Raw genomic sequence first — 21804 nt, 5'->3', positions numbered from 1 at the left:
AGCGGTAAAACAGGGGTGCGGGATGGTGCGAATCATCGCGTGACCCAAAGCAAGGACAGAAGATGAGCGATCCGGCAGAATTCTATATGAACACGCTTGTTCCGATGGTGGTTGAACAGACCAGCCGCGGGGAACGGGCCTATGACATCTTCTCGCGCTTGCTGAAGGAACGGATTATTTTCGTGTCGGGGCCGGTGCATGACGGCATGTCCACCCTGATCTGTGCGCAGCTGCTGTTCCTCGAGGCGGAAAACCCGTCCAAGGAAATCAGCATGTATATCAACAGCCCCGGCGGGGTTGTGACCTCGGGGCTGTCGATTTACGACACGATGCAATATATCCGCCCGCGGGTGTCGACGCTGGTGGTGGGGCAGGCGGCCTCGATGGGGTCGCTGCTGCTGTGTGCGGGCGAAAAGGGTCAGCGGTATTCGCTGCCCAACAGCCGCGTGATGGTGCATCAGCCATCGGGCGGGTATCAGGGGCAGGCGACCGATATTCTGATCCACGCCCGCGAAACCGAAAAGCTGAAGCGTCGCCTGAACGAAATCTATGTTCAGCACACCGGCCGCACCCTGGACGAGGTGGAACAGGCCCTGGAACGCGACCGCTTTATGTCGCCCGAAGAGGCGAAAGACTGGGGTCTGATCGACGAAGTGCTGGCACCGCGCGGCAAAGCGGATGCGGACCAAAAATAAGTTATGGGATTGTGACGGGACGTTCACATCCGTAACATAGGCAAATTGGATGGTGCGCGTCTGACGCGCGCCGGGTGCGGCGCAATGGCCGCGACGATAGGGAAAGTGGACGATGGCGAACCAGTCCGGCGACAGTAAAAACACGCTTTATTGCAGCTTTTGCGGCAAGAGCCAGCATGAGGTGCGCAAGCTGATCGCAGGCCCGACCGTGTTCATCTGCGATGAATGCGTCGAATTGTGCATGGACATCATCCGCGAGGAAACGAAATCCAGCGGCCTGAAATCGGGCGAGGGCGTTCCGACGCCGCGCGAAATCTGTGGCGTGCTGGATGATTATGTCATCGGGCAGGAACATGCGAAACGCGTGTTGTCGGTGGCGGTCCACAACCACTATAAACGCCTGAACCATGGGTCAAAAACCGATATTGAGCTGGCGAAATCGAACATCCTGCTGATCGGTCCGACCGGCTGCGGGAAAACCCTGCTGGCGCAGACGCTGGCGCGGATTTTGGATGTGCCGTTCACCATGGCCGACGCCACGACGCTGACCGAAGCCGGTTATGTCGGCGAAGACGTTGAAAACATTATCCTTAAGCTGTTGCAGGCGTCTGAATATAACGTCGAACGCGCGCAACGTGGCATCGTCTATATCGACGAAGTGGATAAAATCACGCGCAAATCCGACAACCCGTCGATCACCCGCGACGTGTCGGGCGAAGGCGTTCAGCAAGCCTTGCTGAAAATCATGGAAGGCACCGTTGCCAGCGTTCCTCCGCAGGGTGGCCGCAAACATCCCCAGCAGGAATTCTTGCAGGTGGATACGACGAACATTCTGTTCATCTGTGGCGGCGCCTTTGCCGGGCTGGATCGCATTATCGCCCAGCGGAACAAAGGCACGGCGATGGGCTTTGGCGCGAATGTCAAAGAAAACGACGATCGCGGCGTGGGCGAATTGTTCAAGGTGATGGAACCCGAAGACCTGCTGAAATTCGGCCTGATCCCCGAATTTGTGGGTCGCCTGCCCGTCATCGCAACGCTGACCGATCTGGACGAAGACGCGCTGATCATCATTCTGACCAAGCCGAAAAACGCATTGGTCAAACAATATCAGCGCCTGTTCGATCTGGAAGGCGTCAAGCTGACCTTTACCGACGACGCCCTGACCGCGATTGCCAAACGCGCGATCAAACGCAAAACCGGCGCGCGCGGCCTGCGGTCCATCATGGAAGACATTTTGCTGGACACCATGTTCGATCTGCCCGGTCTGGACAGCGTGGACGAAGTTGTCGTCAACGAAGAGGCCGTCGAAAACGCCGCGTCGAAACCGTTGCTGATCCATTCCGACAGCAAAAAGGAAAATGCCTCGGCGGGGTGATTGGCGCGGAAAAAATGCCGCACACCTCTTGCCAAGGCGGATCGTAACAGATAGACGACGCGAACCGGGCGATTAGCTCAGCGGTAGAGCGCTTCGTTCACATCGAAGATGTCAGCGGTTCAAATCCGTTATCGCCCACCATTATTCGCCCCGCCTGAATTGGCGGGGCTTTTTCATGGACGCCCAGATGATTCCTGACCTGTATCTGATGCGTCATGGTGAAACACTCTGGAACCGAGAACGCCGGATGCAGGGGCGTTTGGATTCGCCGTTAACCGATCTGGGCCGACGGCAGGCCGCACAGCAGGCCGCGTTATTCGCAGGCCTCACCGCCGACCGCATCAGCAGCCCGCAGGGCCGGGCGCAGGACACCGCGCGGATCGTGTTTAACGCACCCTTTCGCACCGATCCCCGGTTGATGGAAATTGATGTCGGCATCGCCGCCGGGCAGCGCGCCGATGATCTGCGCCGCGATCATCCCGATCTGTTTACCGGCGGCTGGCTGGATTGGTATGATCGCGTTCCCGGCGGCGAACATTTCAGCGGGTTGCGCGCGCGGGTCGCTGATTTTCTGGCCGACCTGACCGCGCCCGCGATGATCGTGACGCATGGCGTCACGCTGCGCATGATCTGGCACCTGACGACCGGCGAACCGCTGGATCAGCCGCGTGTTATCCAGGGCGCGCTGCATGTTATTCGGGGCGGGCGTTCGGAAACCTGGCGCTAAGATTTGGGCTTGAACCCGCGCGCGCGTCGGGGCATAGAACGGGTTCTGGAATGGCCCGTTAGCTCAGTGGTAGAGCGTCCCGTTTACACCGGGCCGGTCGGCAGTTCGAATCTGTCACGGGCTACCATTTCCACTTAATTGCAAATGACGCGGCGTTTTGCGGATGCTTGCTGTTGACCTAGGGTGGCGCAACCACCATTTAGGGCGGGATTTTGACGTTACCCGATCAGGAACAGGCATGACCCGCTATTTTTCGTCTGCGCATTTGGTTTTTCTGGCGATCATCGGCTTTCTTGTGTTCTGGATCGGTGGCGGCATGCTGAACCGTGAACCGGCGGTCGAAACGGTGCGGGCGGCACCGGCTACGCCGCGCGTGGCCGCCAGCATCAGCCATGCCGAAACGATCACGCCGCGCGTGTCGCTTTTTGGAAATATCGTTCCGAATCAAGTTTCTGTGCTGCGTGCGCGCACGGGCGGGATTGTGGAAACCGTGGCGCGGCAAGGGGAATCCGTGACGGTCGGGGATGATCTGGGCCAGCTGTCCACCGATAATCGCGGCGCGGGTGTGGCGCAGGCAACGGCGGCTTTGGCCTCGGCCGAGCGTGACTACAACACCGCTGAACAGCTGCGCAGCCGCGGTGTGATGGCCGAATCAGAGGTTCTGACCCGGTTCGCTCAGCTGGAATCAGCCCGTGCCAGCCTGCGCGCCGCCGAATTCGAACTGGAAAATACGACCCTGCGCGCGCCGATTTCCGGCACGATCAGTCGCGTGATGGCGGAAACCGGCAGCTTTGTCCAAGCCGGGGCCGAGGTGCTGGAGGTCGTCAACAACGATCCCTTGCTGGCGCAGATCGAGGTGCGCCAGAACGAAATCACCTCGATCCGGCTGGGGCAGGTGGCAAATGTGACGTTTCAGGGCGGGATTCAGGCCGAAGGTGTCATCAGCTTTATCGCGCCCGTGGCCACGGCCGAAACCCGCACCTTCCGCGTGGAATTAGAGGTGCCGAACCCCGACAACGCCGTTCCCGCCGGGCTGAGCGCGGAAATTTCGCTGGCTTTGCAGGACCAGCGGGCGCATCGGATTTCGCCCGCGCTGATCCGGCTGGATGATGGCGGGCGCATCGGCGTGATGGCGATTGATGAGGACGGCGAAACGCTGCGTTTTCAGCAGGTGAACATTGTGCAGGCGCGCGCGGATGGCATCTGGATCACCGGGGTGCCGGATCAGCTGCGGATCGTGACGATTTCGCAAGGCGCGCTGAATGACGGCCAAAAGGTGCAGGTGTCGGAAACGCCCGACGAATACCGTTCCGTTGTGGGCGGTGAAGCGCCCGCAGCGATTGCCGCGAATTAAGGGGGCGGTGATGAACAGCCTGATTTCTGGCGCGTTTTCGCGCGCGCGCACCATGATTTTGATGCTGATTGCGCTGCTTTTGTCGGGATCGCTGGCCTATATCACGATCCCTAAGGAATCGATGCCGGAAATCGACATTCCGACATTCATCGTCAACACCACCTATTCCGGGGTGTCGGCGCAGGACGCGGCGCAGTTGCTGGCCGAACCCATTGAACGCAAAGTCAATTCGCTAAAGGGTTTGCGCCGGATGGAAACCAAGGCGGCCGAGGGGTTCGCCTCGGTCACGCTGGAATTTCGCCCCGGCTTTGACCAGGATGAGGCGTTGCAGTCGGTCAAAGACGCCGTGGACGACGCCAGCCCTGACCTGCCGCCGGGCGCGGATGGGCCGTTTGTGCGCGAAATCGACATGGCGATGTTCCCGATTCTGACGGTGGCGCTGTCGGGGCAGGTGCCGGAACGCGAACTGATCCGGCTGGGGCGGCAATTGTCGGACGCCATCGAAACCGTCAGCGGCGTGTTGCAGGCCGACCTGACCGGCGAACGCGACGACCAGTTAGAGGTGCTGATCGACCCCTTGGCCATGGAAACCTATGGCATCTCGCCGGGGCAACTGGCGCAGGCGGTGCGCGCGAATAACCAATTGATTGCGGTGGGGTCGTTTGACACGGGGGCGGGGCGTCTGGGGGTCTCGATCCCCGGCACGGTTGTGCGGATGGATGAAATCATGTCCATTCCGGTGCTGGTCAATGGCCCCACCGTTCTGCGCGTGCAAGACGTGGCCGAGGTGCGCCAGACCTTCAAAGACCCGATCAGTTTCGCCCGCATCGACGGGCAGCCCGCGCTTGTTATCGACGTGCGCAAAACCTCGGGCGCGAATGTGATTGATACGGTCGCGGCGGTGCGTGAGCTTGTGGCGCAGCGCACGGCGGACTGGCCCGAACAGGTCGCGGTTGATTTCATGAACGATCAGTCGGTCGAAATGCGCGATCTGCTGTCGGATCTGCAAAACAACGTCATCGCGGCGGTTGTGCTGGTCATGCTGATTACCGTGCTGTTTCTGGGCGTGCGGGCATCCATGCTGGTGGGCATGGCGATTCCGGGGTCGTTTCTGGGCGGCATCCTGATTGTCTGGCTGCTGGGCTTTACGCTGAATGTGGTGGTGCTGTTCGCGCTGATTCTGGTCGTGGGGATGCTGGTTGATGGCGCCATGGTCGTGGTCGAAATGGCCGAGCGCCTGATCGCGCAGGGTCACAGCCGCTTTGACGCGTTCCGGCAGGCGGCGCAACGGATGGCATGGCCGATCACCGCGTCCATTGCCACCACGGTCGCGGTGTTTTTCCCGCTGCTGTTCTGGCCGGGCATGGCTGGCCAGTTTATGTTTTACTTCCCGGCGACGATGATCGCCACTTTGTCTATGTCATTGATTATGGCGCTGATTTTTGTGCCAGTTTTGGGCGGGATTCTGGGCGGAGGTGCCGATGCGCCGCCGACCGCTCCGCGTGGATCGCTGATCGACGGCGTGGCGGCATGGACGATTGCGCGCCCCGCGACGACGCTTGGCCTGTCGATTTTGTCGTTGCTTGTGGTGTTTTACGCCTATGGCCAGCTGGGGCGCGGGGTGGATTTTTTCCCGTCAACCGATGCCGAACGCGCGCAGGTTCAGATTCAGGCCGATGGCAACCTGTCCGTGCATGAGGCTGACCGGCTGGTCCAGCTGGTCGAACACCAGCTGGTGGGGTTGGACGGGATCGAGCGCGTCTATGCCCGCACCATCGGTTCGGTGGAACAGCGGGTGCGCGCGAATGTGTCCAGCGATGTGATCGGGCAAATTCAGGTCGAGTTTGTGGATTGGAAGCTGCGTTCCCGGTCGGATGCGCTGATCGCGCAGATGCGGACATTTGCGGAACAGGTTCCCGGCCTGACCATTCAGGTCGAGGCGGCGGCCTCTGGCCCCGGCGCGTCGCGTCCCGTCCAGATCGAGGTGTCGGCATCCGACCGCGCCACGCTGCAACAGGCATCCGCGACGGTCGAACGTCTGATGCTGGAACAGGGGACATTCGTTGATATCGGCAACGACACGCCGCGCCCCAATCCCGAAATCCGTCTGGTCGTGGATCGTGAGGAATCGGCTCGTTTCGGTGTCGATATGGACACCATCGGCACCGCAGTGCGGCTGCTGACGACGGGGGTTAATCTGGGCACCTATCTGCCGGATTTCGCCGATGATGAGGTGGACATCGCCCTGCGCTACCCGCCCGAACAGCGCAATTTCGAAAATCTGGCGACGATGCGGGTGAATGTCCCGATCGGTCAGGTGCCGATTTCGAATGTCGTGCAGATCATCCCCGCGCCCGCGCCTGCGGCGATTACGCGCGTGGCGGGCCGTGAAACGCAAACCTTGTCGGCGGATCTGGCCCCCGGCAGCACGCTGGACGCGGAACTGGCGCGGATCAGTGCCGCGATTGACGCGGCAGACCTGCCCGACAGCGTCACCATCCGTTTCGGCGGCGAGATTGAGGACCAGCAAGAGGCGATGACCTTCCTGATGGGAGCCTTTGTCGCGGCGATTTTCCTGACCTTTATGATTTTGCTGTTGCAAATGAACAGCTTTTATCAAACCTTCCTGATCCTGACCGCGATCATATTCTCGATCGCCGGGGTGTTTCTGGGGCTGATCATCCGGCAGGAACCGTTTTCCATCGTGATGAGTGGGATCGGAATCATGGCTCTGGCCGGGGTTGTGGTAAACAACAACATCGTTCTGATCGACGCCTATAACGAATATCGCGGGCAGGGGGACAGCCCGGATGCGGCGGCGCTGCGTGCCGCGTCAGAACGGTTCCGCCCGGTGATGCTGACCGCGTTAACCACGGTTGTCGGGCTGATGCCGATGGTGATGGGTCTGACCGTCGATTTCGTGGGGCGCGATATGTTTCTGGGCGCGCCGTCGGGGCAGATGTGGATTCAGCTGGCAACCGGGATCGCGGGCGGTCTGGCCGTGGCGACGGTGGTCACACTGTTGTTGACGCCGACGCTGCTGGCGTGGGACGGGCGGCGGCGCGAACGGGCGTCCGCGCGGCGCGATGAACGCCGCGCGAAACGGCGCTTAGCCGCGCAGAACCTGCCCCAAGGTGCCGATTAAGTCGTCAATCTGCGCCGTGCTGATAATCAGCGGCGGCGACATCGCGATGATGTCGCCGGTGGTGCGGATCAGGATGCCGGCTTCGAACGCGCGCAGGAACACGTCAAAGGCGCGCTTGCCGGGCTGGTCGGGGATCGGGGCCAGCTCGACCGCGCCGATCAGGCCCATATTGCGAATATCCACGACATGCGGCGCATCGCGCAGGCTGTGCAACGCATCCTGCCAATAGATTTCCAATTCGGCGGCGCGGGTCAGCAAACCTTCGTCGGCATAGGTGTCCAGCGTGGCGATGGCCGCAGCGCAGGCCACCGGATTCCCGGAATAGGTATAGCCGTGGAACAATTCGATCACATGATCCGGCCCCTGCATGAACGCGTCATGAATCGCGGCCGAGGTCAGCACCGCCCCCATCGGGATCACGCCATTCGTTAACCCTTTGGCGCAGGTGATCATGTCCGGGATCACGCCGAAATGCTGTGCGGCAAAGGGGCTGCCCAAGCGGCCAAAGCCCGTGATAACTTCGTCGAAAATCAACAGGATACCGTGTTTCTGCGTGATCTGGCGCAGGCGGTCCAGATACCCTTTCGGCGGCATCAAGACGCCGGTCGATCCGGCCATCGGTTCCACGACCACGGCGGCAATCGTTTCCGCACCATGCAGCGCGATGATCCGTTCCAGATCATCGGCCAGATGCGCGCCATGTTCGGGCTGACCTTTGGTAAAGACGTTTTCGGGCAGATGCGTGTGCGGCAGGTGATCCACCCCGGCCAGCATCGTGCCGAAATGGCGCCGGTTGTTCACGATCCCCCCGACCGAGATCCCGCCGAACCCAACCCCGTGATAGCCCCGTTCGCGGCCAATCAGCCGGGTGCGCGTCGCCTCGCCCCGCGCGCGGTGATAGGCAAGCGCGATTTTCAGCGCCGTATCAACGGCCTCGGAACCGGAGTTACAGTAAAACACATGCTCCATCCCGTCGGGTGCGATGTCCACGATGCGGTTCGCCAGTTCAAAGGCCAGCGGATGCCCCATCTGGAATGCGGGCGCGTAATCCAGCGTGCCGATCTGATCCTGCACCGCCTGCGTGATGCGCGGGCGGCAATGTCCGGCATTGCAACACCACAGCCCCGCCGTGCCGTCCAGCACCTGCCGCCCATCGGCGGATGTATAATGCATGTCCTGCGACGCAACCAACATCCGAGGCGCGGATTTAAATTGGCGGTTCGCGGTGAAGGGCATCCAGAACGCGTTCAGATCGTTCGGGGCAGGGCGGTGGTTCGGCGTCATGGGGTTCCCTTTGGCAAATCTGCCGTCAGGCTAACACCCGGCGGGGCGCAGTCAATCCCGCGCCAGCAGTTCGGCGGCGGGCAGGATCATGGCCAGATTCGCTTCGGCCTCGGCGATAAAGTCGTTGGTCTCGCCGCGCGTCCAGCTGCGTGTGGCATCCGTCGTTGCGGCGACAATCGCGGCGGCCAGAATCTCGATGACCGGGGCGGGCTGGCCCGGCAGACGCAGCGCCAAGAGGTTGCGCATCTGCGTGCGCAGCGCGATGGTTCCGCTGTTCATCAGCGCGCTCAGCTTGGGGTCGGTTTCCGACAGCTTCAGCAGATTGCCCAGCATGGTGCGTTCGTCCAAAAACCGCCGCAGATGCGCGCGGATCAGGTGCTGCACATCGTCCATTAACGGTCCCGCACCTGCCACAAATTCAGCCGCCGCATCCGCAGGATAGGCCAAACCCGGCCCCATCAGCGCGGCTTCTTTATAGGGATAGTAGTTGAAAAACGTCCGCGTGCTGATCCCGGCATGGCGCGCAATGGATTCGGTGGTGACGTTCGACAAACCGTCGCGCATGGCCAGTTCGATTGCAGCGGCCTGAATGGTTTTGGATATGCGGTAACGCCTTGGGTTAATGGTCTGCATGCTACAAATCGTTATGATGGAAATCGTTTAATCAATCTCATGGCCATGCAGCCATATGTTTACAACGTCAACCCCGCCGTCGCGTAAACCACACACCACCAACGAAAAACGCCGCCCCAAGGGGCGGCGTCTGATCCGGGCTTAGCTGCCCCAATTGCGAACCGGGCCGCAATCCATATGAACAAAGTTTGACCGGTTGTAGCGCCCCACGCCGCCCGCGCGGCAGGACACGGCGGCCTGATACATCTGGTTCACCGACCGCGATTTCAGACGCAGATCGGCGGCTTTGCCGGTCATGTGCAGCGAATTCTGCGCAACGCCCCCCGACTGGCGGCGCAGCATCGCGTTTGTGCGCGGCGAGCGATAGCCCGACAGCATCATATAGGGTTCGTTCGTCTGCATCAGCCGGGCCGAGGCCGACGCGATGTCGATGGTGCGCGGGTCAATGCCGATCACTTCGCCCGTGCGCCAGTCGCGCATGAATTTGTTGATTTCGTTCAGGGCTTCGCGGACGTAACGCCCGTCAACCCAATATACGGTATCGATGCTTTCGCCCGTCCGGCCTGAATACATGCGCACGCGGCGCATATCGCCGGCCCCGCGCAAAAATCCGAACGCGTTTGCCATTACCGGCGCGGCGGCCACGGTGGTTGCTGCAAACACACCCAAAACGCCACGGCGCGAGATAAGGTTGGTCATGTCAGAATCGCCTGTCCTGTTTCGTTCGTCCCGCACGGCTTTGCGCAGTGCATAAGGCTTACCGCCTGATTGGTTAAAATTATGTCAAAAAAAGCGCATTGGCGAAACAGGAATACGCGCATCAACCGGAAATTAACACTTTTCGGCAATAGTCCGCCTAAATAAACCTTTGATGGAACCGGTCTGATGCCTGCTGTGATGCAAACGCCGCGCCCTGTTGCCGCTGTGCCGCAGTGGGGGCGGGGCTGTTCAAAAACGCAGCTTTATGCGATATTCGCCGGGTTTTTGAAATGGATGGTCATGCGCGGCGCGATTCATGGTGTGATTTTGGCGGTATCCTGTCTGGTGCCGGTTTTTGCGGTGGCTCAGACGGCGCCGGTGGGGGCGGCCCCTGTGGCGGCAGCGCCACGGCTGAACTTTACCCCCGGGGAAATGGCGTTTGCCCGCCAGATTGCGCCAAACCCTGATTTGGCGGCGTTTTATGGTTCGCGCGGGCTGGTGCCGGTGTTCACCGCGCCCGAATCGGCGGTTTTGCGGGATGCGGTGCGGGGCGCGATCAACGCGTCGGCGCGTCATGGGATTCCGTCCGCGCGCTATGATCTGGACGACAGCGAACTGAGCTATGCCCGCGCATTGGCGCTGTATCTGCGCGACATGACCGGCGGCGTGATCCGCCCCGGTGCCGCGGATCCTGACATCAAATTCCAACCGAACCGCCCGTCGATTCCCGGCCTGATGAACGATATTGTGGCCGATCCGGCGGCGTTGGACGGGGTGCAGCCGCGCCATCCGGCCTATCTCGCGTTGCAGCGCGCCTTGGTGGGCGATGAACGGCTGGCGGTTCCGGCGCATCTGCCGCGCGTGCCGTCGGGGCTGTGGCGGCACGGGATGGAGGGCGATGACGTAACCGCGATGCGGGTGCGTCTGGCCTCGATCGGGTTTGACAGCCCGGCGGATGATCCGCGCGTTTACGATGACGGGTTGCTGCAATCGGTGATGCTGTATCAGCGTGCGGCGGGGTTGCCCGTGGATGGCGTGGCGGGGCCTCAGACGATTGCGCGGCTGAATGGCGACATGGCGCAGGGCCGCAACACGCGCGGCATCCTGATCGCGATGGAGCGGTTGCGCTGGATGCCGGATGCCGACCCGATGGCGCGGCAGGTCTGGGTGAACATCCCCGAATACTCTACCACCATCATAGATAACGGGGTCGAGGTGTTTCGCACCCGCAGCGTTGTGGGCAAGGATGATCCCGACATGCGCACGCCCGAATTTTCCGACGTGATGGCCCATGTCGTGGTGAATCCGCAATGGAATGTGCCGCGTTCTATGACGGTGCGCGATTATCTGCCCCGCTTGCAGGCCAACCGAAACGCCGTCCCGCATCTTGAGGTCGTGGATAATCGCGGCCGCGTTGTCCCGCGCGATCAAATTGATTTCAGCCGGTTCACGGCGCAGAATTTCCCCTATCGTCTGCGTCAGCAGCCCAGCGATGATAACGCGCTGGGGCTGGTTAAGTTCATCTTTCCGAACCGCTGGAACATCTATCTGCATGACACGCCGACGAAACGGCTGTTCGGGCAACAGATGCGCGCCCATTCCAACGGCTGCATCCGCATTGGCGATCCGTTCGATCTGGCCTATGCGTTGCTGTCGCAACAGACCGATAACCCGCAAGCGATGTTCCGCCGCGCCTTGGACAGCAAACGCGAAACCTGGCTAAAGCTGAATCCCGGCGTGCCGGTGCATCTGGTCTATTTCACCACCTGGCCTGATGCGTCGGGGCGGTTGCAAACCTTTCCCGATGTTTACGGGCGCGACGGGCGCGTCTGGGCCGCCATGCAGCGCGCGGGCATTGGTGGTTAGGGCGGTTCACGCTGGCACCGCTGTCTGAAACCCGATAAACCAAAGGCCGAAAGGGGGCCGCAATGGCTGTAACAGTTGGCGATTTGGCGCGCGCATTGGATGCCGACAGCTGGGGCGATCTGTCTCTGCATGTCACGGGCGCGGGCGAACCGGCGCAGACCGATCCGGTGGGCGGCTCGGGCGGTCAGATTGCTTTGGCCATGTCGCCGAAATACGCCGCCGCGCTGAAGCCCGGCAGCATCGCGATTCTGGCGCAGGGGATGGACCCGGCGGAATACGGGCTGCGCGCGGCGATCTTTGCCCCGCGCCCGCGTCTGGTGATGGCGGGGTTAACCCGCGCCTTTGACCCCGGCCCCGATATTGGCGACGGTGTGCATCCGTCCGCCGTGATTGATCCGACCGCGCAGATTGGGGACGGCGCGCGGATTGCGCCCTTTGTTGTGATTGGCGCGGGTGTGGTCATTGGCCCGAACGCCCGCATCGGCGCGCATGTCAGCATCGGTCGCGGCAGCCGCATCGGCGCGGATGCGCTGATCCATCCCGGCGTTCGGATCGGGCATGGCGTGACGGCGGGCGACCGTCTGATCGTGCAGCCCGGCGCGGTGATTGGCGGCGACGGGTTTTCATTCGTCACGCCGCAGGAATCGGGGATCGAACAGATCCGCCGGACACTTGGCGCGCGCGACGATATTACTGAACAGCACTGGACGCGGATTCATTCGCTGGGCGGGGTCGACATCGGCGATGATGTCGAAATCGGCGCGAATGCCACGATTGACCGCGGCACAATCCGGGCGACTCGGATCGGGCATGGCACAAAAATCGACAATCTGGTGCATCTGGGCCACAATGTGACGGTGGGCGATGATTGTCTGCTGTGCGGGCAGGTGGGCGTTGCCGGGACATCCCGCATCGGAAACCGGGTTGTTCTGGCCGGTCAATGCGGCGTGTCGGACAACATCCAGATCGGCGATGATGTGATCGCCGGGGGGGCTACGAAAATTTTCAGCCGCGTTCCGGCGGGGCGCGTGATTCTGGGCAATCCGGCGGTTAAGATGGAAACCCAGATGGATATTCAAAAAGCCACGCGCCGTTTGCCGCGTTTGGCCGAACAGGTCGCCAAACTTCAAGAAACTGTTACAAAGTTGTTGGAAAAGGGCTGAACAGGAGAGCATTATGACTGACGACACCCGTTCCCGCATCCGCGCCATCATTGCCGAACAGGCGATGTTGGAACCGGACCAAATCACCGACGACGCGACGCCCGAAGATCTGGGCATCGACAGCTTGGGTCTGGTCGAATCCATCTTTGCTATCGAAGAGGAATTCGACATCACCATCCCGTTCAACGCCAATGAACCGGAAAAGTCCGATTTCGACATTTCCAGCATGGGATCCATCATCGCGGCCGTCGAACGCCTTGTCGCGGAAAAATCATGAGCGGTAAGAAAACCGACAAGAAAAAAGCCGACGCCGTTAAGGCCGAGGCGATCAAGGCCACCAAACGCGAAGCCCGCATTGATCAGGGCGTCGCGGCTCCGATGACGCGGCCTTTGCCTGATTCGGTGCGGGCGGGGTTGCGGCGCGTGGTGATTACCGGGGCGGGGACAATCAACGCGCTGGGCCATGACGTTGCCACCACGCTGGCCGCGTTCCGCGAAGGCCGCAACGGGATTTCGCAACTGGATTTCCGCGATGTCGAACGCCTGTCGATCCAGATTGGCGCGCAGGTGCATAACTGGCAGCCCGAGGATTACTTTAACCGCCAGCAAATTTTGCTTTACGATAAGTTCACACAATTCACCCTGTTGGCGGCGAAACAGGCGGTCGAGGAATCGGGCCTGCATTTCGAAGGTGCGTTAGGTCTGCGATCCGGTGTGGTGCTGGGAACGGCGGGCGGCGGTCTGAACACCTGGGACGAAAATTATCGCGCCGTGTATGAAGAGGGGAAAAACCGCGTTCACCCCTTTGTCGTGCCGAAACTGATGAATAACGCCGCCGCCAGCCATGTCAGCATGGAATTCGGGTTGCGTGGCCCGGCCTTTACCGTGGCAACCGCCTGCGCCAGTTCGAATCACGCCATGGGGCTGGCCTTCCAGATGGTGCGCGCCGGTGCGGCCGAGGTGATGCTGACCGGCGGGTCCGAAGCGATGCTGTGCTTTGGCGGCGTCAAAGCGTGGGAAGGTCTGCGCGTTATGTCCAAGGACGCGTGCCGCCCCTTCAGCGCCAATCGCAACGGCATGGTTCAGGGCGAAGGCGCCGGGGTCTTTGTGTTCGAGGAATACGAACATGCCCGCGCGCGCGGCGCAACCATTCTGGCCGAGGTGGCGGGCTTTGCCATGTCATCGGACGCGCAGGATATTGTGATGCCGTCGGCGCATGGCGCGCAACGCGCGATCACCGGCGCGCTGCATGATGCGGGGCTGCGCCCGGATCAGATCGGCTATATCAACGCGCATGGCACCGGCACAGCGGCGAATGACAAAACCGAATGTGCGGCGGTCGCCAATGCGTTCGGCCATCACGCGGATCGGCTGATGATTTCGTCAACAAAATCAATGCACGGGCATTTGATCGGCGGCACGGGTGCGGTGGAATTGCTGGCCTGCATCATGGCGCTGCGTGATGGGGTGATTGCGCCGACGATCGGCTATCAGGAACCCGACCCGGAATGTGCGCTGGATGTGGTCCCGAATGAGGCGCGGCAGGCGCAGGTTGATGCGGTGCTGTCGAACGCATTCGCCTTTGGCGGACTGAACGCGGTGATCGCGCTGCGCCGCGCCTGATCCGCCCCCGCAGGAACGAAAAAACCGCGCCTTTCGGCGCGGTTTTTGATTATTTCACATATTCTTCCAGCTGATTGAACGCGGCGGTAAAGCCCGACAGCGACATCGGCAGCAGCACCGGGTTTTGCGGGTCGCCACCAAAGGGCAGCAGGCGCAGGGTGGCCTGATTGCCGCGCTTCATCTGGGTCAGCTCGGCATTGGTAAAGCCCATGCGCGCGACGCAACCGGCCTGTTCACAGAAGCCGAACGGATAGGCACGGGCCTGTCCGCTGTCCACCTGCATGCCCACGCCCTCCATCAGGTCGGTTCCCAAAGGCGCGATCAGCGTGGCCCCGGCGGCAACATCGCCCCCGGTCAGCGGGATCAGCGTCAGTTCGGCAACCGCCGTGCCTTCGCCGTCCTGCAACAGTTTATACATCTCGCAGGGGTCTTTGTCCTGATCGGTTTTGATGCAGCGGATGACCCAATCCTGATGCTGGTCTTTGGCGTAATACGACCCCAAGGCGGGTTCCGCCGGAGTTTCGGCGGGCGTTTCCGGGGCCGCGGCGGACGCGTCGGTTGCCGGTGTTGCGGCCTCGGTTGCGGGGGCCTCGGTCGTGGGGGTGTCCGCTGCCGTTGCCTCGGCGGGTTGTTCGCTGGTGGTCGCCGGGGTGGAGGCATCCTGCGCCAAGGCGGGCGCGGCAATCAGGGCAAGCGCCGCCAACAGCGCGGCCGAGCGTTTCATGGTCATGTTTTTCTTCCCTTAGCTCAAAGCGTTGGGGGTCAATACCACGTCTGTTTGTCGTTGTCAGTCCGCAAGATGTGCGCGCCCAATCATGTGACCCCTGCGTGACGGCGTATTTTCGCCGGTGCCGGGCGGATCGGTTGATTTCGCCGCAATCGGCTGACAGGGTTAACATATGAAAAGGCCGCAGCGGAACTGCGGCCCTTGACGCGTTCGCGTCTCTCCCTGCCGGACTTGCCGGTCGTTATTGGTCGCACGCTAATTCGCAAATAAGGTCACGTCAACTGCCCTTTCAGTTAGTTTGTGATGCGGAGCGACGTGGTTTTGCAATAAAAAAAGCCGCGCCCAAAGGCGCGGCCAGTCCAACAGGGAGGAAGGTCCGGCGCACAGGCATATGCCCGGACAGGTTCATACTGGCACAAAATTCTTAAATTTGTATTGTCGCAACGGTCGCAGGGGCGCTTTTTTGCCCTATTTGCGCAGATTAATGGGGATTCGTATGGCGCAGGTGCTGGATAACGCGGAAAATCGGGCGATTGTGGGCGGTTGCGGGCCGGATTACGCGCGGCATGAAACAGTGTTGCTGAAATACGCGAATCGGCACGGGCTGATTGCGGGCGCGACCGGCACCGGCAAAACCGTGACCTTGCAGACGCTGGCCGAAAGCCTGTCATTGGCCGGCGTGCCGGTGTTTTTGGCCGATATTAAGGGCGATCTGGCGGGCCTGTCGCAACCGGGCAGCCCGGACGCGCGGCTGCATGATGCGTTCACGAAACGCGCGGCGCAGATCGGGGTGGAACTGGATTATCAGCAATTCCCGGTGACGTTCTGGGATGTGTGGGGCGAATTGGGCCACCCCGTGCGCACCACCCCCGCCGATATGGGGCCGCTGCTGCTGTCGCGTCTGATGTCGCTGACCCCGGCACAGGAAGGCGTGATGAACATCGCCTTTCGCGTGGCCGACGAAGAAGGTTTGCCCCTGCTGGACATGAAAGACCTGCAAGCGATGCTGGTCTGGGTCGGGCAGAACGCGCAGGATCTGTCGCTGCGTTACGGCAATGTCAGCGCGGCCAGCGTCGGCGCGATTCAGCGCGCTTTGCTGGTGCTGGAAAATCAGGGCGGCGATTTGTTGTTCGGGGAACCCGCGCTGTCGCTGGCCGACCTGATGCGGCGCGACGATCAGGGGCGGGGGATGATCAACATTCTGGCCGCCGAACGGCTGATGAACGCGCCGCGTCTCTATGCGACGTTCCTGTTATGGCTGCTGTCCGAACTGTTTGAACAACTGCCCGAGGTGGGCGACCCCGACCGCCCCGTGATGGCGTTTTTCTTTGACGAGGCGCATCTGCTGTTCAACGACGCGCCTAAGGCCCTGATTGAAAAGATTGAACGAGTCGCGCGGCTGATCCGGTCCAAAGGCGTCAGCATCTGGTTTATCACGCAAAGCCCCGCCGATATTCCCGAATCGGTGCTGGGGCAGCTGGGCAACCGCGTGCAGCACGCCCTGCGCGCCTTTACCGCCAAGGATCAGCGCGCGTTGCGTCAGGCGGCGGAAAATTACCGCCAAAACCCCGATTTCGACATTGCCGAGGCGATCCAGGCCGTTGGCACCGGTGAGGCGGTGACGTCATTTCTGCAAGACAAAGGCGTGCCGGGCATCGCGCAACGCACGCTGATTCGGCCTCCGTTCAGCCAGTTGGGGCCGATTACGGGCGATGAACGCGCGGCGATTCTGGCGGCGTCGCCCATGGGCGAAAAATACAACGACCGGATCGACGCGGATTCCGCGCATGAAATGCTGGCCCGTCGCGCGCAGCAGGCGGCGCAGCAGGCCGCGCAAAACGACGATCTGTTTACCATGCCCGAGGGGCGCGAATACCAAAACGCCCGCCGGTATGAGGCACCAACCCCGAAAACCACGCCAAAACCCAAAACCACCCGCGCGTCGCGGTCGGACAGTATTCTGGAAACCTTTGGCAAAAGCATGGCGCGGCAATTGGGGACGCGCAGCGGGCAGGCCTTGATCCGGGGCGTTCTGGGCTCGCTCAGCCGCGGGCGTTAACTGGCGGCGCGCTGTGGGGTGATCTGGGCCACGGCGCGCATTTCCGCCAGAATCGCGATCATCAGCAACACATGCTGTTGCATGTCGTAATCGGCCCGCCGTTCCAGCCGCGCGTCATTCATCAGCGATTCGGCGGCGCGCAGCCGCGCCAGTGCCTGACCGGGCGCGGGACAGTCACCCATGCGCAACAGTCGGGGTAAATCGCGCAGCCGCCGCCAGCCGCTTTGCCCCGCCTTTGCGGCGCGGATCAGAACCGCGGGGCGGCGCAGCGGCGCGTCAGGGCGGCGCATCGGAAAGGCGATCACATTGTCATTGTTGGTCATGGCGGAATGTCCCGTGCGTTTTTTATGTCGCGCCGGTTGTGCCACAGGTCCGGTGGGTGTTGCGCAACCTGTGGTTGCATCGCGCGCGCCGGAAAGGTTTCTTTAGGAATTGTTAGGGAATGTTGCGTCCATGTTCCGAACGCATCCGCAACGCGCGGTGCAGAATCAACTCAGCGCGATTTTGACCAATCGCACAGGAAATAAAAAAGGACGTAACATGATGATGTTAAGCGGTGACTTCACCAGCGACCCGAACGCCGTGCCGCATCGCGGGGATGCCGAGATGATCGACGCGCAGCTGTATCTGCGCCATGTCGAACAGGGGGAAACGATCCGTTCGCTGGCGCGTCAGGCGGGGTGTCACCCGTCTACGATCTTGCGCCGCATCCGCCGGTTTGAACAACGCCGCGATGATCCGCTGGTGGATGGCGCGCTGACCCCGCGCGCGGCGAAACCCGAAAACGACGCCCGCGATGCGATGCGGGTGCTGCGTCGTCTGGCCGAACCGGGCGCGCTGTTGGTGACGGCGGACAATATGGAAAAGGCCATCGTGACGCGCGACGATATTCGCACCGCCGTTCTGGACCGGAGGCTGGCCGAAACGATGGCGCTGCGCGGGTGGCTGGTGGCGCAGGCGCCGACGGGGCGGGTGCATCGTTACATTATTTCGAATGCGGGGCGGGATGCGTTGCGCGCGATGCTGCGGTCGCCTCGGCAACGCAACGCGATTCTGGGCGACGGGATCGACACAGCCGAACCCGTGACGCCCGACGCGCAGCCCTTTGCCGATCAGCATCGCGTTTATGAAAACCGCATGATCCAAGACCCCGAGGATGGCCGCCGCCGTCACGCCCGTTGCAACATCGCCGAAAGCCCGATGCTGATTCTGGCGCGGCGTCGGGACCATGACGGCAACCCGTTCCTGACGCCGGACATGGTGACGGCGGGCGAACGCCTGCGCGAAGATTTTGAACTGGCGCAGATGGGGCCACGCGTCACGCAGAACTGGGACGGGTTTCTAACGTCTGGCGTGGATGTGTCGCGGGGTTTGGGCGGCACGGGCGGCGGGTCGGATAAGGCGCGCAACCGCGTGGCGCTTGCCCTGCGCGAATTGGGGCCGGGGATGGGTGACATCGCCTTGCGCGTCTGTTGTTTTCTGGAAGGGATCGAGATGACCGAGCGCCGCCTTGGCTGGTCCGCGCGGTCGGGCAAAATCGTGCTGCGGCTGGCGCTGATGCGGCTGCAACGCCATTACGACGAAACCTATGGCAAGGGCGCGCCGCTGATCGGCTGAGATGGGGGGCATTTCGATGCCCCTTTTCTTTGGCGCGGGGGCCTGTATCAAGGGGGCATGAACATCACGCTGCGCCAGTTGCGCTATTTCCTTGCGCTGACCGAAACCGGGCATTTCACCCGTGCAGCGGAATCCGCGCATATCAGCCAGCCTGCCTTATCTATGCAGATCAAAGCGTTAGAGGATGTGGCCGGCGCGCAACTGGTCGAACGCACGGGTGCCGGTGTGGTGCTGACCCCGCAAGGGCGCGCCTTGGAACATCACGCGCGGCAGGTGATGGCCGCCATGGCGGGGCTGGAACGCGGATTGCGCCAGCCGGGGCAGGGCGGGCGGCTGATGCTGGGGATGATCCCGACGGTCGCGCCCTATCTGTTGCCTCTGGTCCTGCCCGAACTGCGCGCCCGCGATATTGGCCGCGATCTGCATCTGCGTGAGGCTCAGACCGAACGCCTGCTGGATGAATTGGCGGCGGGGCGGCTGGATGCAATTGTGATTGCGACGCCTGCGCCCGATGATTTCGCGGCGGTGCCTCTGTTCCGCGATGCGTTTTTGCTGGCGGGCAGTGCGGCGCGGATTGCGGCGCTGCGCGATCAGGCCCCCGATCCGCGCGATCTGGATCCGGGACAGTTGCTGCTGTTGGACGAAGGCCATTGTCTGGGCGACCAGGCGTTAGAGGTCTGCGGATTGTCGCGCCGGTCGGGTCGGCTGGATTTGGGGGCGGCGTCTCTGGCCACGTTGTGCCGACTGGCGGGGCAGGGGATGGGGTTGACCTTTTTGCCCGAAATCGCCCGCGCGCAGGAAATTGCTGCCGCGCCCGGTCTGGCGGTCATGCGCTTTCCTGAACCTGCGCCCGCGCGTGATGTGATGTTGCTGCGCCGCGCGTCCACGCCCGCGGGCGGGTGGTTCGACGAATTGGCCGAATTGTTGATCCGGGGCGGCACCGCGCTGACACAGGACGCCGCCCCGCAACGGTCTTAGGCGGGTTCCGACACGCGGGCCGTTTCCAGATAGGTCAGCACCGTTTCCGGCGAGGTCGCGCCATACGGATCAGTGTCGCAATCGTCGCAACGGCCTTCTTCTTCGAACCAGGCTTCGACCACGCCGTCATTCACCACGGCGGCGTAACGCCAGGACCGCGCGCCAAAGCCCAGATTATCTTTGCGCACCAGCATCCCCACTTTGTCGGTGAATTCGCCCGAACCATCGGGAATCACGCCAACATTTTGCAGGTTTTGCGATTTTGCCCATTGGTTCATGACAAAGCTGTCATTCACCGACATGCAGTAAATCGCATCCACGCCCAGATCGCGCATCTGGCCGAACGCTTTTTCAAAGCCGGGCAGCTGATAGGTGGAACAGGTCGGCGTGAACGCACCGGGCAGCGAAAACAGAACAACGCGCTTGCCCGCGAAATAATCGGCGGTCGTCATATCCTGCCAACGATACGGGTTCGGCCCGCCAACCGATTCGTCCCGCACACGGGTGCGAAAGGTCACGTCAGGCAATCTCGATCCGGTTTTCATGGCTTTTCCTTTCGGTTTTGGGGTTCCTCCCGTTGGGGCTTGGGTAACGCTGCGCTGCGGCATTGGCAACGGGGAGCGGTTGTCACATTGCAAAAGCGCGGGGTTTCGCCTATCTTCGGCAAACCTGCGGTTGAAAGGATATGACCTTGCGCGACCTTCGCATTCCCGATCAGCGTCACCCGGAAAAGGCGCACCGCCCCGATCAGGCGCAGCCGAAAAAGCCGTCATGGATCCGCGTCAAGGCGCCCACATCCGAAGGGTATAAGCAAACCCGCGATCTGCTGCGCGAAAACCGCCTGTCCACCGTGTGCGAAGAGGCAGGCTGCCCCAATGTCGGCGAATGTTGGTCGCAGGGTCACGCCACCATGATGATCATGGGCGAAATCTGCACGCGGGGTTGCACATTCTGCAATGTGGCGACGGGCCGGCCGGATGCGTTAGACGCGTTCGAACCGGGGCGCGTGGCCCATGCGGTGCAGAAACTGGGGCTGAAACATGTTGTGATCACATCCGTTGACCGCGACGATCTGGCCGATGGCGGGGCCGAACATTTCGCCCAAACCATCCGCGCCATCCGTCACCGCAGCCCCGACAGCACGATCGAGGTGTTGACCCCCGATTTCCTGAAATGCGGCCCCGATGCGTTAGAAACCGTGGTTGCGGCGCGGCCTGACGTGTTTAACCACAATCTGGAAACGGTGCCGGGCCTCTATCCGACCGTCCGACCCGGCGCGCGGTATTTCCACAGCCTGCGCCTGTTGCAGCGGGTCAAGGAACTGGACCCGACCATGTTCACCAAATCCGGCATCATGGTGGGCTTGGGCGAAGATCGCCAATCCGTCCTGCAAGTCATGGACGACATGCGCGCGGCCGACATCGACTTTATGACCATCGGGCAATATTTGCAGCCGACGCCGAAACATCACCGTGTGGATCGTTTCGTAACCCCGGACGAATTCGCGGGTTATGAAAAGGCCGCCTATGGCAAAGGGTTTCTGATGGTGTCGGCCACGCCGCTGACCCGTTCGTCATACCATGCGGGCGATGATTTCGCGCGTCTGCGGGATGCGCGGCTGGAAAAGCTGGGCCGCGCCTAAGCGGCTGATTTCATGCGCCCGTGCGGTCCGCGCGGGCGTTTGCTTTTTCCGACAATTCTGTGACGAAAGGGGGCTTGCCAAGCCCTTCGCAACGCATTAGATGACGCGAACGGACGCCGTGGGGGTATGGCGGAATGGTAGACGCAGGGCATTCAAAATGCCCCGCCGCAAGGCGTGGGGGTTCAAGTCCCTCTACCCCTACCAGCGTCCGTTTTAG

Annotated in this window: 19 protein-coding genes and 3 tRNA genes; 16 read left to right on the top strand and 6 right to left on the bottom strand. The window is 61.8% G+C overall.

Annotated features, from left to right (window positions below):
• The first annotated feature begins 62 nt into the window (after window positions 1-62).
• From Q4G20_RS01100 to Q4G20_RS01070, 7 genes are all read left to right on the top strand, one after another.
• Window positions 63-695 (top strand): ATP-dependent Clp protease proteolytic subunit, encoded by a 633-nt coding sequence (locus Q4G20_RS01100; protein ID WP_303341252.1) that lies wholly within the window; start codon window positions 63-65, stop codon window positions 693-695.
• A gap of 112 nt (window positions 696-807) precedes the next feature.
• The gene (clpX, locus tag Q4G20_RS01095) at window positions 808-2070 is read left to right on the top strand and encodes an ATP-dependent Clp protease ATP-binding subunit ClpX (RefSeq protein ID WP_303341251.1); all 1263 of its coding nucleotides are present in this window, start codon (window positions 808-810) and stop codon (window positions 2068-2070) included.
• A 66-nt stretch (window positions 2071-2136) separates the two neighbouring features.
• A tRNA-Val gene (locus Q4G20_RS01090) sits at window positions 2137-2211 on the top strand.
• A gap of 34 nt (window positions 2212-2245) precedes the next feature.
• On the top strand, window positions 2246-2797 hold the full coding sequence (locus Q4G20_RS01085; RefSeq protein WP_303341250.1) for a histidine phosphatase family protein: 552 nt from the start codon (window positions 2246-2248) through the stop codon (window positions 2795-2797).
• 52 nt (window positions 2798-2849) lie between these two features.
• Window positions 2850-2924, top strand: a tRNA-Val gene (locus Q4G20_RS01080).
• A 111-nt stretch (window positions 2925-3035) separates the two neighbouring features.
• On the top strand, window positions 3036-4151 hold the full coding sequence (locus Q4G20_RS01075; protein WP_303341249.1) for an efflux RND transporter periplasmic adaptor subunit: 1116 nt from the start codon (window positions 3036-3038) through the stop codon (window positions 4149-4151).
• A gap of 10 nt (window positions 4152-4161) precedes the next feature.
• On the top strand, window positions 4162-7296 hold the full coding sequence (locus Q4G20_RS01070) for an efflux RND transporter permease subunit (RefSeq protein WP_303341247.1): 3135 nt from the start codon (window positions 4162-4164) through the stop codon (window positions 7294-7296).
• Here the strand turns inward: Q4G20_RS01070 and Q4G20_RS01065 are convergent.
• The 3 genes from Q4G20_RS01065 to Q4G20_RS01055 form a co-directional block, all read right to left on the bottom strand.
• Complete coding sequence (locus tag Q4G20_RS01065) at window positions 7261-8580, bottom strand: aspartate aminotransferase family protein (protein WP_303341246.1); 1320 nt, start codon at window positions 8578-8580, stop codon at window positions 7261-7263. The genes Q4G20_RS01070 and Q4G20_RS01065 overlap by 36 nt on opposite strands.
• Before the next feature lie 51 nt (window positions 8581-8631).
• Window positions 8632-9213 (bottom strand): TetR/AcrR family transcriptional regulator, encoded by a 582-nt coding sequence (locus Q4G20_RS01060; RefSeq protein WP_303341244.1) that lies wholly within the window; start codon window positions 9211-9213, stop codon window positions 8632-8634.
• A 141-nt stretch (window positions 9214-9354) separates the two neighbouring features.
• A complete protein-coding gene (locus Q4G20_RS01055) occupies window positions 9355-9912 on the bottom strand; it encodes a DUF882 domain-containing protein (RefSeq protein WP_303341242.1) in 558 nt (185 codons plus the stop codon).
• A gap of 300 nt (window positions 9913-10212) precedes the next feature.
• Here Q4G20_RS01055 and Q4G20_RS01050 point away from each other — a divergent pair, with 300 nt between their 5' ends.
• The 4 genes from Q4G20_RS01050 to Q4G20_RS01035 all read left to right on the top strand — a co-directional run bounded on the left by Q4G20_RS01050 (window position 10213) and on the right by Q4G20_RS01035 (window position 14564).
• The gene (locus Q4G20_RS01050) at window positions 10213-11778 is read left to right on the top strand and encodes a murein L,D-transpeptidase (protein WP_303341240.1); all 1566 of its coding nucleotides are present in this window, start codon (window positions 10213-10215) and stop codon (window positions 11776-11778) included.
• A 62-nt stretch (window positions 11779-11840) separates the two neighbouring features.
• A complete protein-coding gene (locus Q4G20_RS01045) occupies window positions 11841-12941 on the top strand; it encodes a UDP-3-O-(3-hydroxymyristoyl)glucosamine N-acyltransferase (RefSeq protein ID WP_303341238.1) in 1101 nt (366 codons plus the stop codon).
• 13 nt (window positions 12942-12954) lie between these two features.
• Complete coding sequence (locus tag Q4G20_RS01040) at window positions 12955-13218, top strand: acyl carrier protein (protein WP_303341236.1); 264 nt, start codon at window positions 12955-12957, stop codon at window positions 13216-13218.
• A gap of 137 nt (window positions 13219-13355) precedes the next feature.
• Window positions 13356-14564: a beta-ketoacyl synthase gene (locus tag Q4G20_RS01035; RefSeq protein WP_303341433.1), complete on the top strand. Its 1209-nt coding sequence runs from the start codon at window positions 13356-13358 to the stop codon at window positions 14562-14564.
• Window positions 14565-14613: 49 nt separating this feature from the next.
• Here the strand turns inward: Q4G20_RS01035 and Q4G20_RS01030 are convergent, their stop codons facing one another.
• Window positions 14614-15294: an invasion associated locus B family protein gene (locus tag Q4G20_RS01030; protein WP_303341234.1), complete on the bottom strand. Its 681-nt coding sequence runs from the start codon at window positions 15292-15294 to the stop codon at window positions 14614-14616.
• A 493-nt stretch (window positions 15295-15787) separates the two neighbouring features.
• On the opposite strand from Q4G20_RS01030, the gene Q4G20_RS01025 reads away from it, so the two are divergent.
• Window positions 15788-17350: a helicase HerA-like domain-containing protein gene (locus Q4G20_RS01025; RefSeq protein ID WP_303341233.1), complete on the top strand. Its 1563-nt coding sequence runs from the start codon at window positions 15788-15790 to the stop codon at window positions 17348-17350.
• Here the strand turns inward: Q4G20_RS01025 and Q4G20_RS01020 are convergent.
• On the bottom strand, window positions 17347-17673 hold the full coding sequence (locus Q4G20_RS01020) for a DUF6477 family protein (RefSeq protein WP_303341231.1): 327 nt from the start codon (window positions 17671-17673) through the stop codon (window positions 17347-17349). The two genes, Q4G20_RS01025 and Q4G20_RS01020, sit on opposite strands and share 4 nt — an antisense overlap.
• 283 nt (window positions 17674-17956) lie before the next feature.
• Here Q4G20_RS01020 and Q4G20_RS01015 point away from each other — a divergent pair, with 283 nt between their 5' ends.
• The gene (locus tag Q4G20_RS01015) at window positions 17957-18967 is read left to right on the top strand and encodes a DUF6456 domain-containing protein (protein ID WP_303341430.1); all 1011 of its coding nucleotides are present in this window, start codon (window positions 17957-17959) and stop codon (window positions 18965-18967) included.
• A gap of 57 nt (window positions 18968-19024) precedes the next feature.
• The gene (locus Q4G20_RS01010) at window positions 19025-19945 is read left to right on the top strand and encodes a hydrogen peroxide-inducible genes activator (protein WP_303341229.1); all 921 of its coding nucleotides are present in this window, start codon (window positions 19025-19027) and stop codon (window positions 19943-19945) included.
• On the opposite strand, the gene Q4G20_RS01005 is transcribed toward Q4G20_RS01010, so the two are convergent.
• On the bottom strand, window positions 19942-20490 hold the full coding sequence (locus Q4G20_RS01005) for a peroxiredoxin (RefSeq protein WP_303341227.1): 549 nt from the start codon (window positions 20488-20490) through the stop codon (window positions 19942-19944). The two genes, Q4G20_RS01010 and Q4G20_RS01005, sit on opposite strands and share 4 nt — an antisense overlap.
• Before the next feature lie 146 nt (window positions 20491-20636).
• Here Q4G20_RS01005 and lipA point away from each other — a divergent pair, with 146 nt between their 5' ends.
• Together lipA and Q4G20_RS00995 are read left to right on the top strand one after the other, a co-directional pair.
• Window positions 20637-21587, top strand: a complete 951-nt coding sequence (gene lipA / locus Q4G20_RS01000) for a lipoyl synthase (RefSeq protein ID WP_303341225.1) — start codon at window positions 20637-20639, stop codon at window positions 21585-21587.
• 120 nt (window positions 21588-21707) lie between these two features.
• Window positions 21708-21791, top strand: a tRNA-Leu gene (locus Q4G20_RS00995).
• Window positions 21792-21804: the final 13 nt, after the last annotated feature.

The sequence above is a fragment of the Paracoccus sp. (in: a-proteobacteria) genome, from assembly GCF_030538495.1.
Classification (GTDB): Bacteria; Pseudomonadota; Alphaproteobacteria; order Rhodobacterales; family Rhodobacteraceae; genus Paracoccus.
The sequence above is the reverse complement of the archived record's forward strand: the minus strand, read 5'-3'. Positions and strand labels throughout refer to the sequence as shown.

What these genes read in the sequence shown, in the direction of transcription:
- Q4G20_RS01100 (WP_303341252.1), top strand. Translation starts at nt 63, where the DNA reads ATGAGCGATCCGGCAGAATTCTATATGAACACGCTTGTTCCGATGGTG.
- clpX (WP_303341251.1), top strand. Translation starts at nt 808, where the DNA reads ATGGCGAACCAGTCCGGCGACAGTAAAAACACGCTTTATTGCAGCTTT.
- Q4G20_RS01085 (WP_303341250.1), top strand. Translation starts at nt 2,246, where the DNA reads ATGGACGCCCAGATGATTCCTGACCTGTATCTGATGCGTCATGGTGAA.
- Q4G20_RS01075 (WP_303341249.1), top strand. Translation starts at nt 3,036, where the DNA reads ATGACCCGCTATTTTTCGTCTGCGCATTTGGTTTTTCTGGCGATCATC.
- Q4G20_RS01070 (WP_303341247.1), top strand. Translation starts at nt 4,162, where the DNA reads ATGAACAGCCTGATTTCTGGCGCGTTTTCGCGCGCGCGCACCATGATT.
- Q4G20_RS01065 (WP_303341246.1), bottom strand. Translation starts at nt 8,580, where the DNA reads ATGACGCCGAACCACCGCCCTGCCCCGAACGATCTGAACGCGTTCTGG.
- Q4G20_RS01060 (WP_303341244.1), bottom strand. Translation starts at nt 9,213, where the DNA reads ATGCAGACCATTAACCCAAGGCGTTACCGCATATCCAAAACCATTCAG.
- Q4G20_RS01055 (WP_303341242.1), bottom strand. Translation starts at nt 9,912, where the DNA reads ATGACCAACCTTATCTCGCGCCGTGGCGTTTTGGGTGTGTTTGCAGCA.
- Q4G20_RS01050 (WP_303341240.1), top strand. Translation starts at nt 10,213, where the DNA reads ATGCGCGGCGCGATTCATGGTGTGATTTTGGCGGTATCCTGTCTGGTG.
- Q4G20_RS01045 (WP_303341238.1), top strand. Translation starts at nt 11,841, where the DNA reads ATGGCTGTAACAGTTGGCGATTTGGCGCGCGCATTGGATGCCGACAGC.
- Q4G20_RS01040 (WP_303341236.1), top strand. Translation starts at nt 12,955, where the DNA reads ATGACTGACGACACCCGTTCCCGCATCCGCGCCATCATTGCCGAACAG.
- Q4G20_RS01030 (WP_303341234.1), bottom strand. Translation starts at nt 15,294, where the DNA reads ATGACCATGAAACGCTCGGCCGCGCTGTTGGCGGCGCTTGCCCTGATT.
- Q4G20_RS01025 (WP_303341233.1), top strand. Translation starts at nt 15,788, where the DNA reads ATGGCGCAGGTGCTGGATAACGCGGAAAATCGGGCGATTGTGGGCGGT.
- Q4G20_RS01020 (WP_303341231.1), bottom strand. Translation starts at nt 17,673, where the DNA reads ATGACCAACAATGACAATGTGATCGCCTTTCCGATGCGCCGCCCTGAC.
- Q4G20_RS01015 (WP_303341430.1), top strand. Translation starts at nt 17,957, where the DNA reads ATGATCGACGCGCAGCTGTATCTGCGCCATGTCGAACAGGGGGAAACG.
- Q4G20_RS01010 (WP_303341229.1), top strand. Translation starts at nt 19,025, where the DNA reads ATGAACATCACGCTGCGCCAGTTGCGCTATTTCCTTGCGCTGACCGAA.
- Q4G20_RS01005 (WP_303341227.1), bottom strand. Translation starts at nt 20,490, where the DNA reads ATGAAAACCGGATCGAGATTGCCTGACGTGACCTTTCGCACCCGTGTG.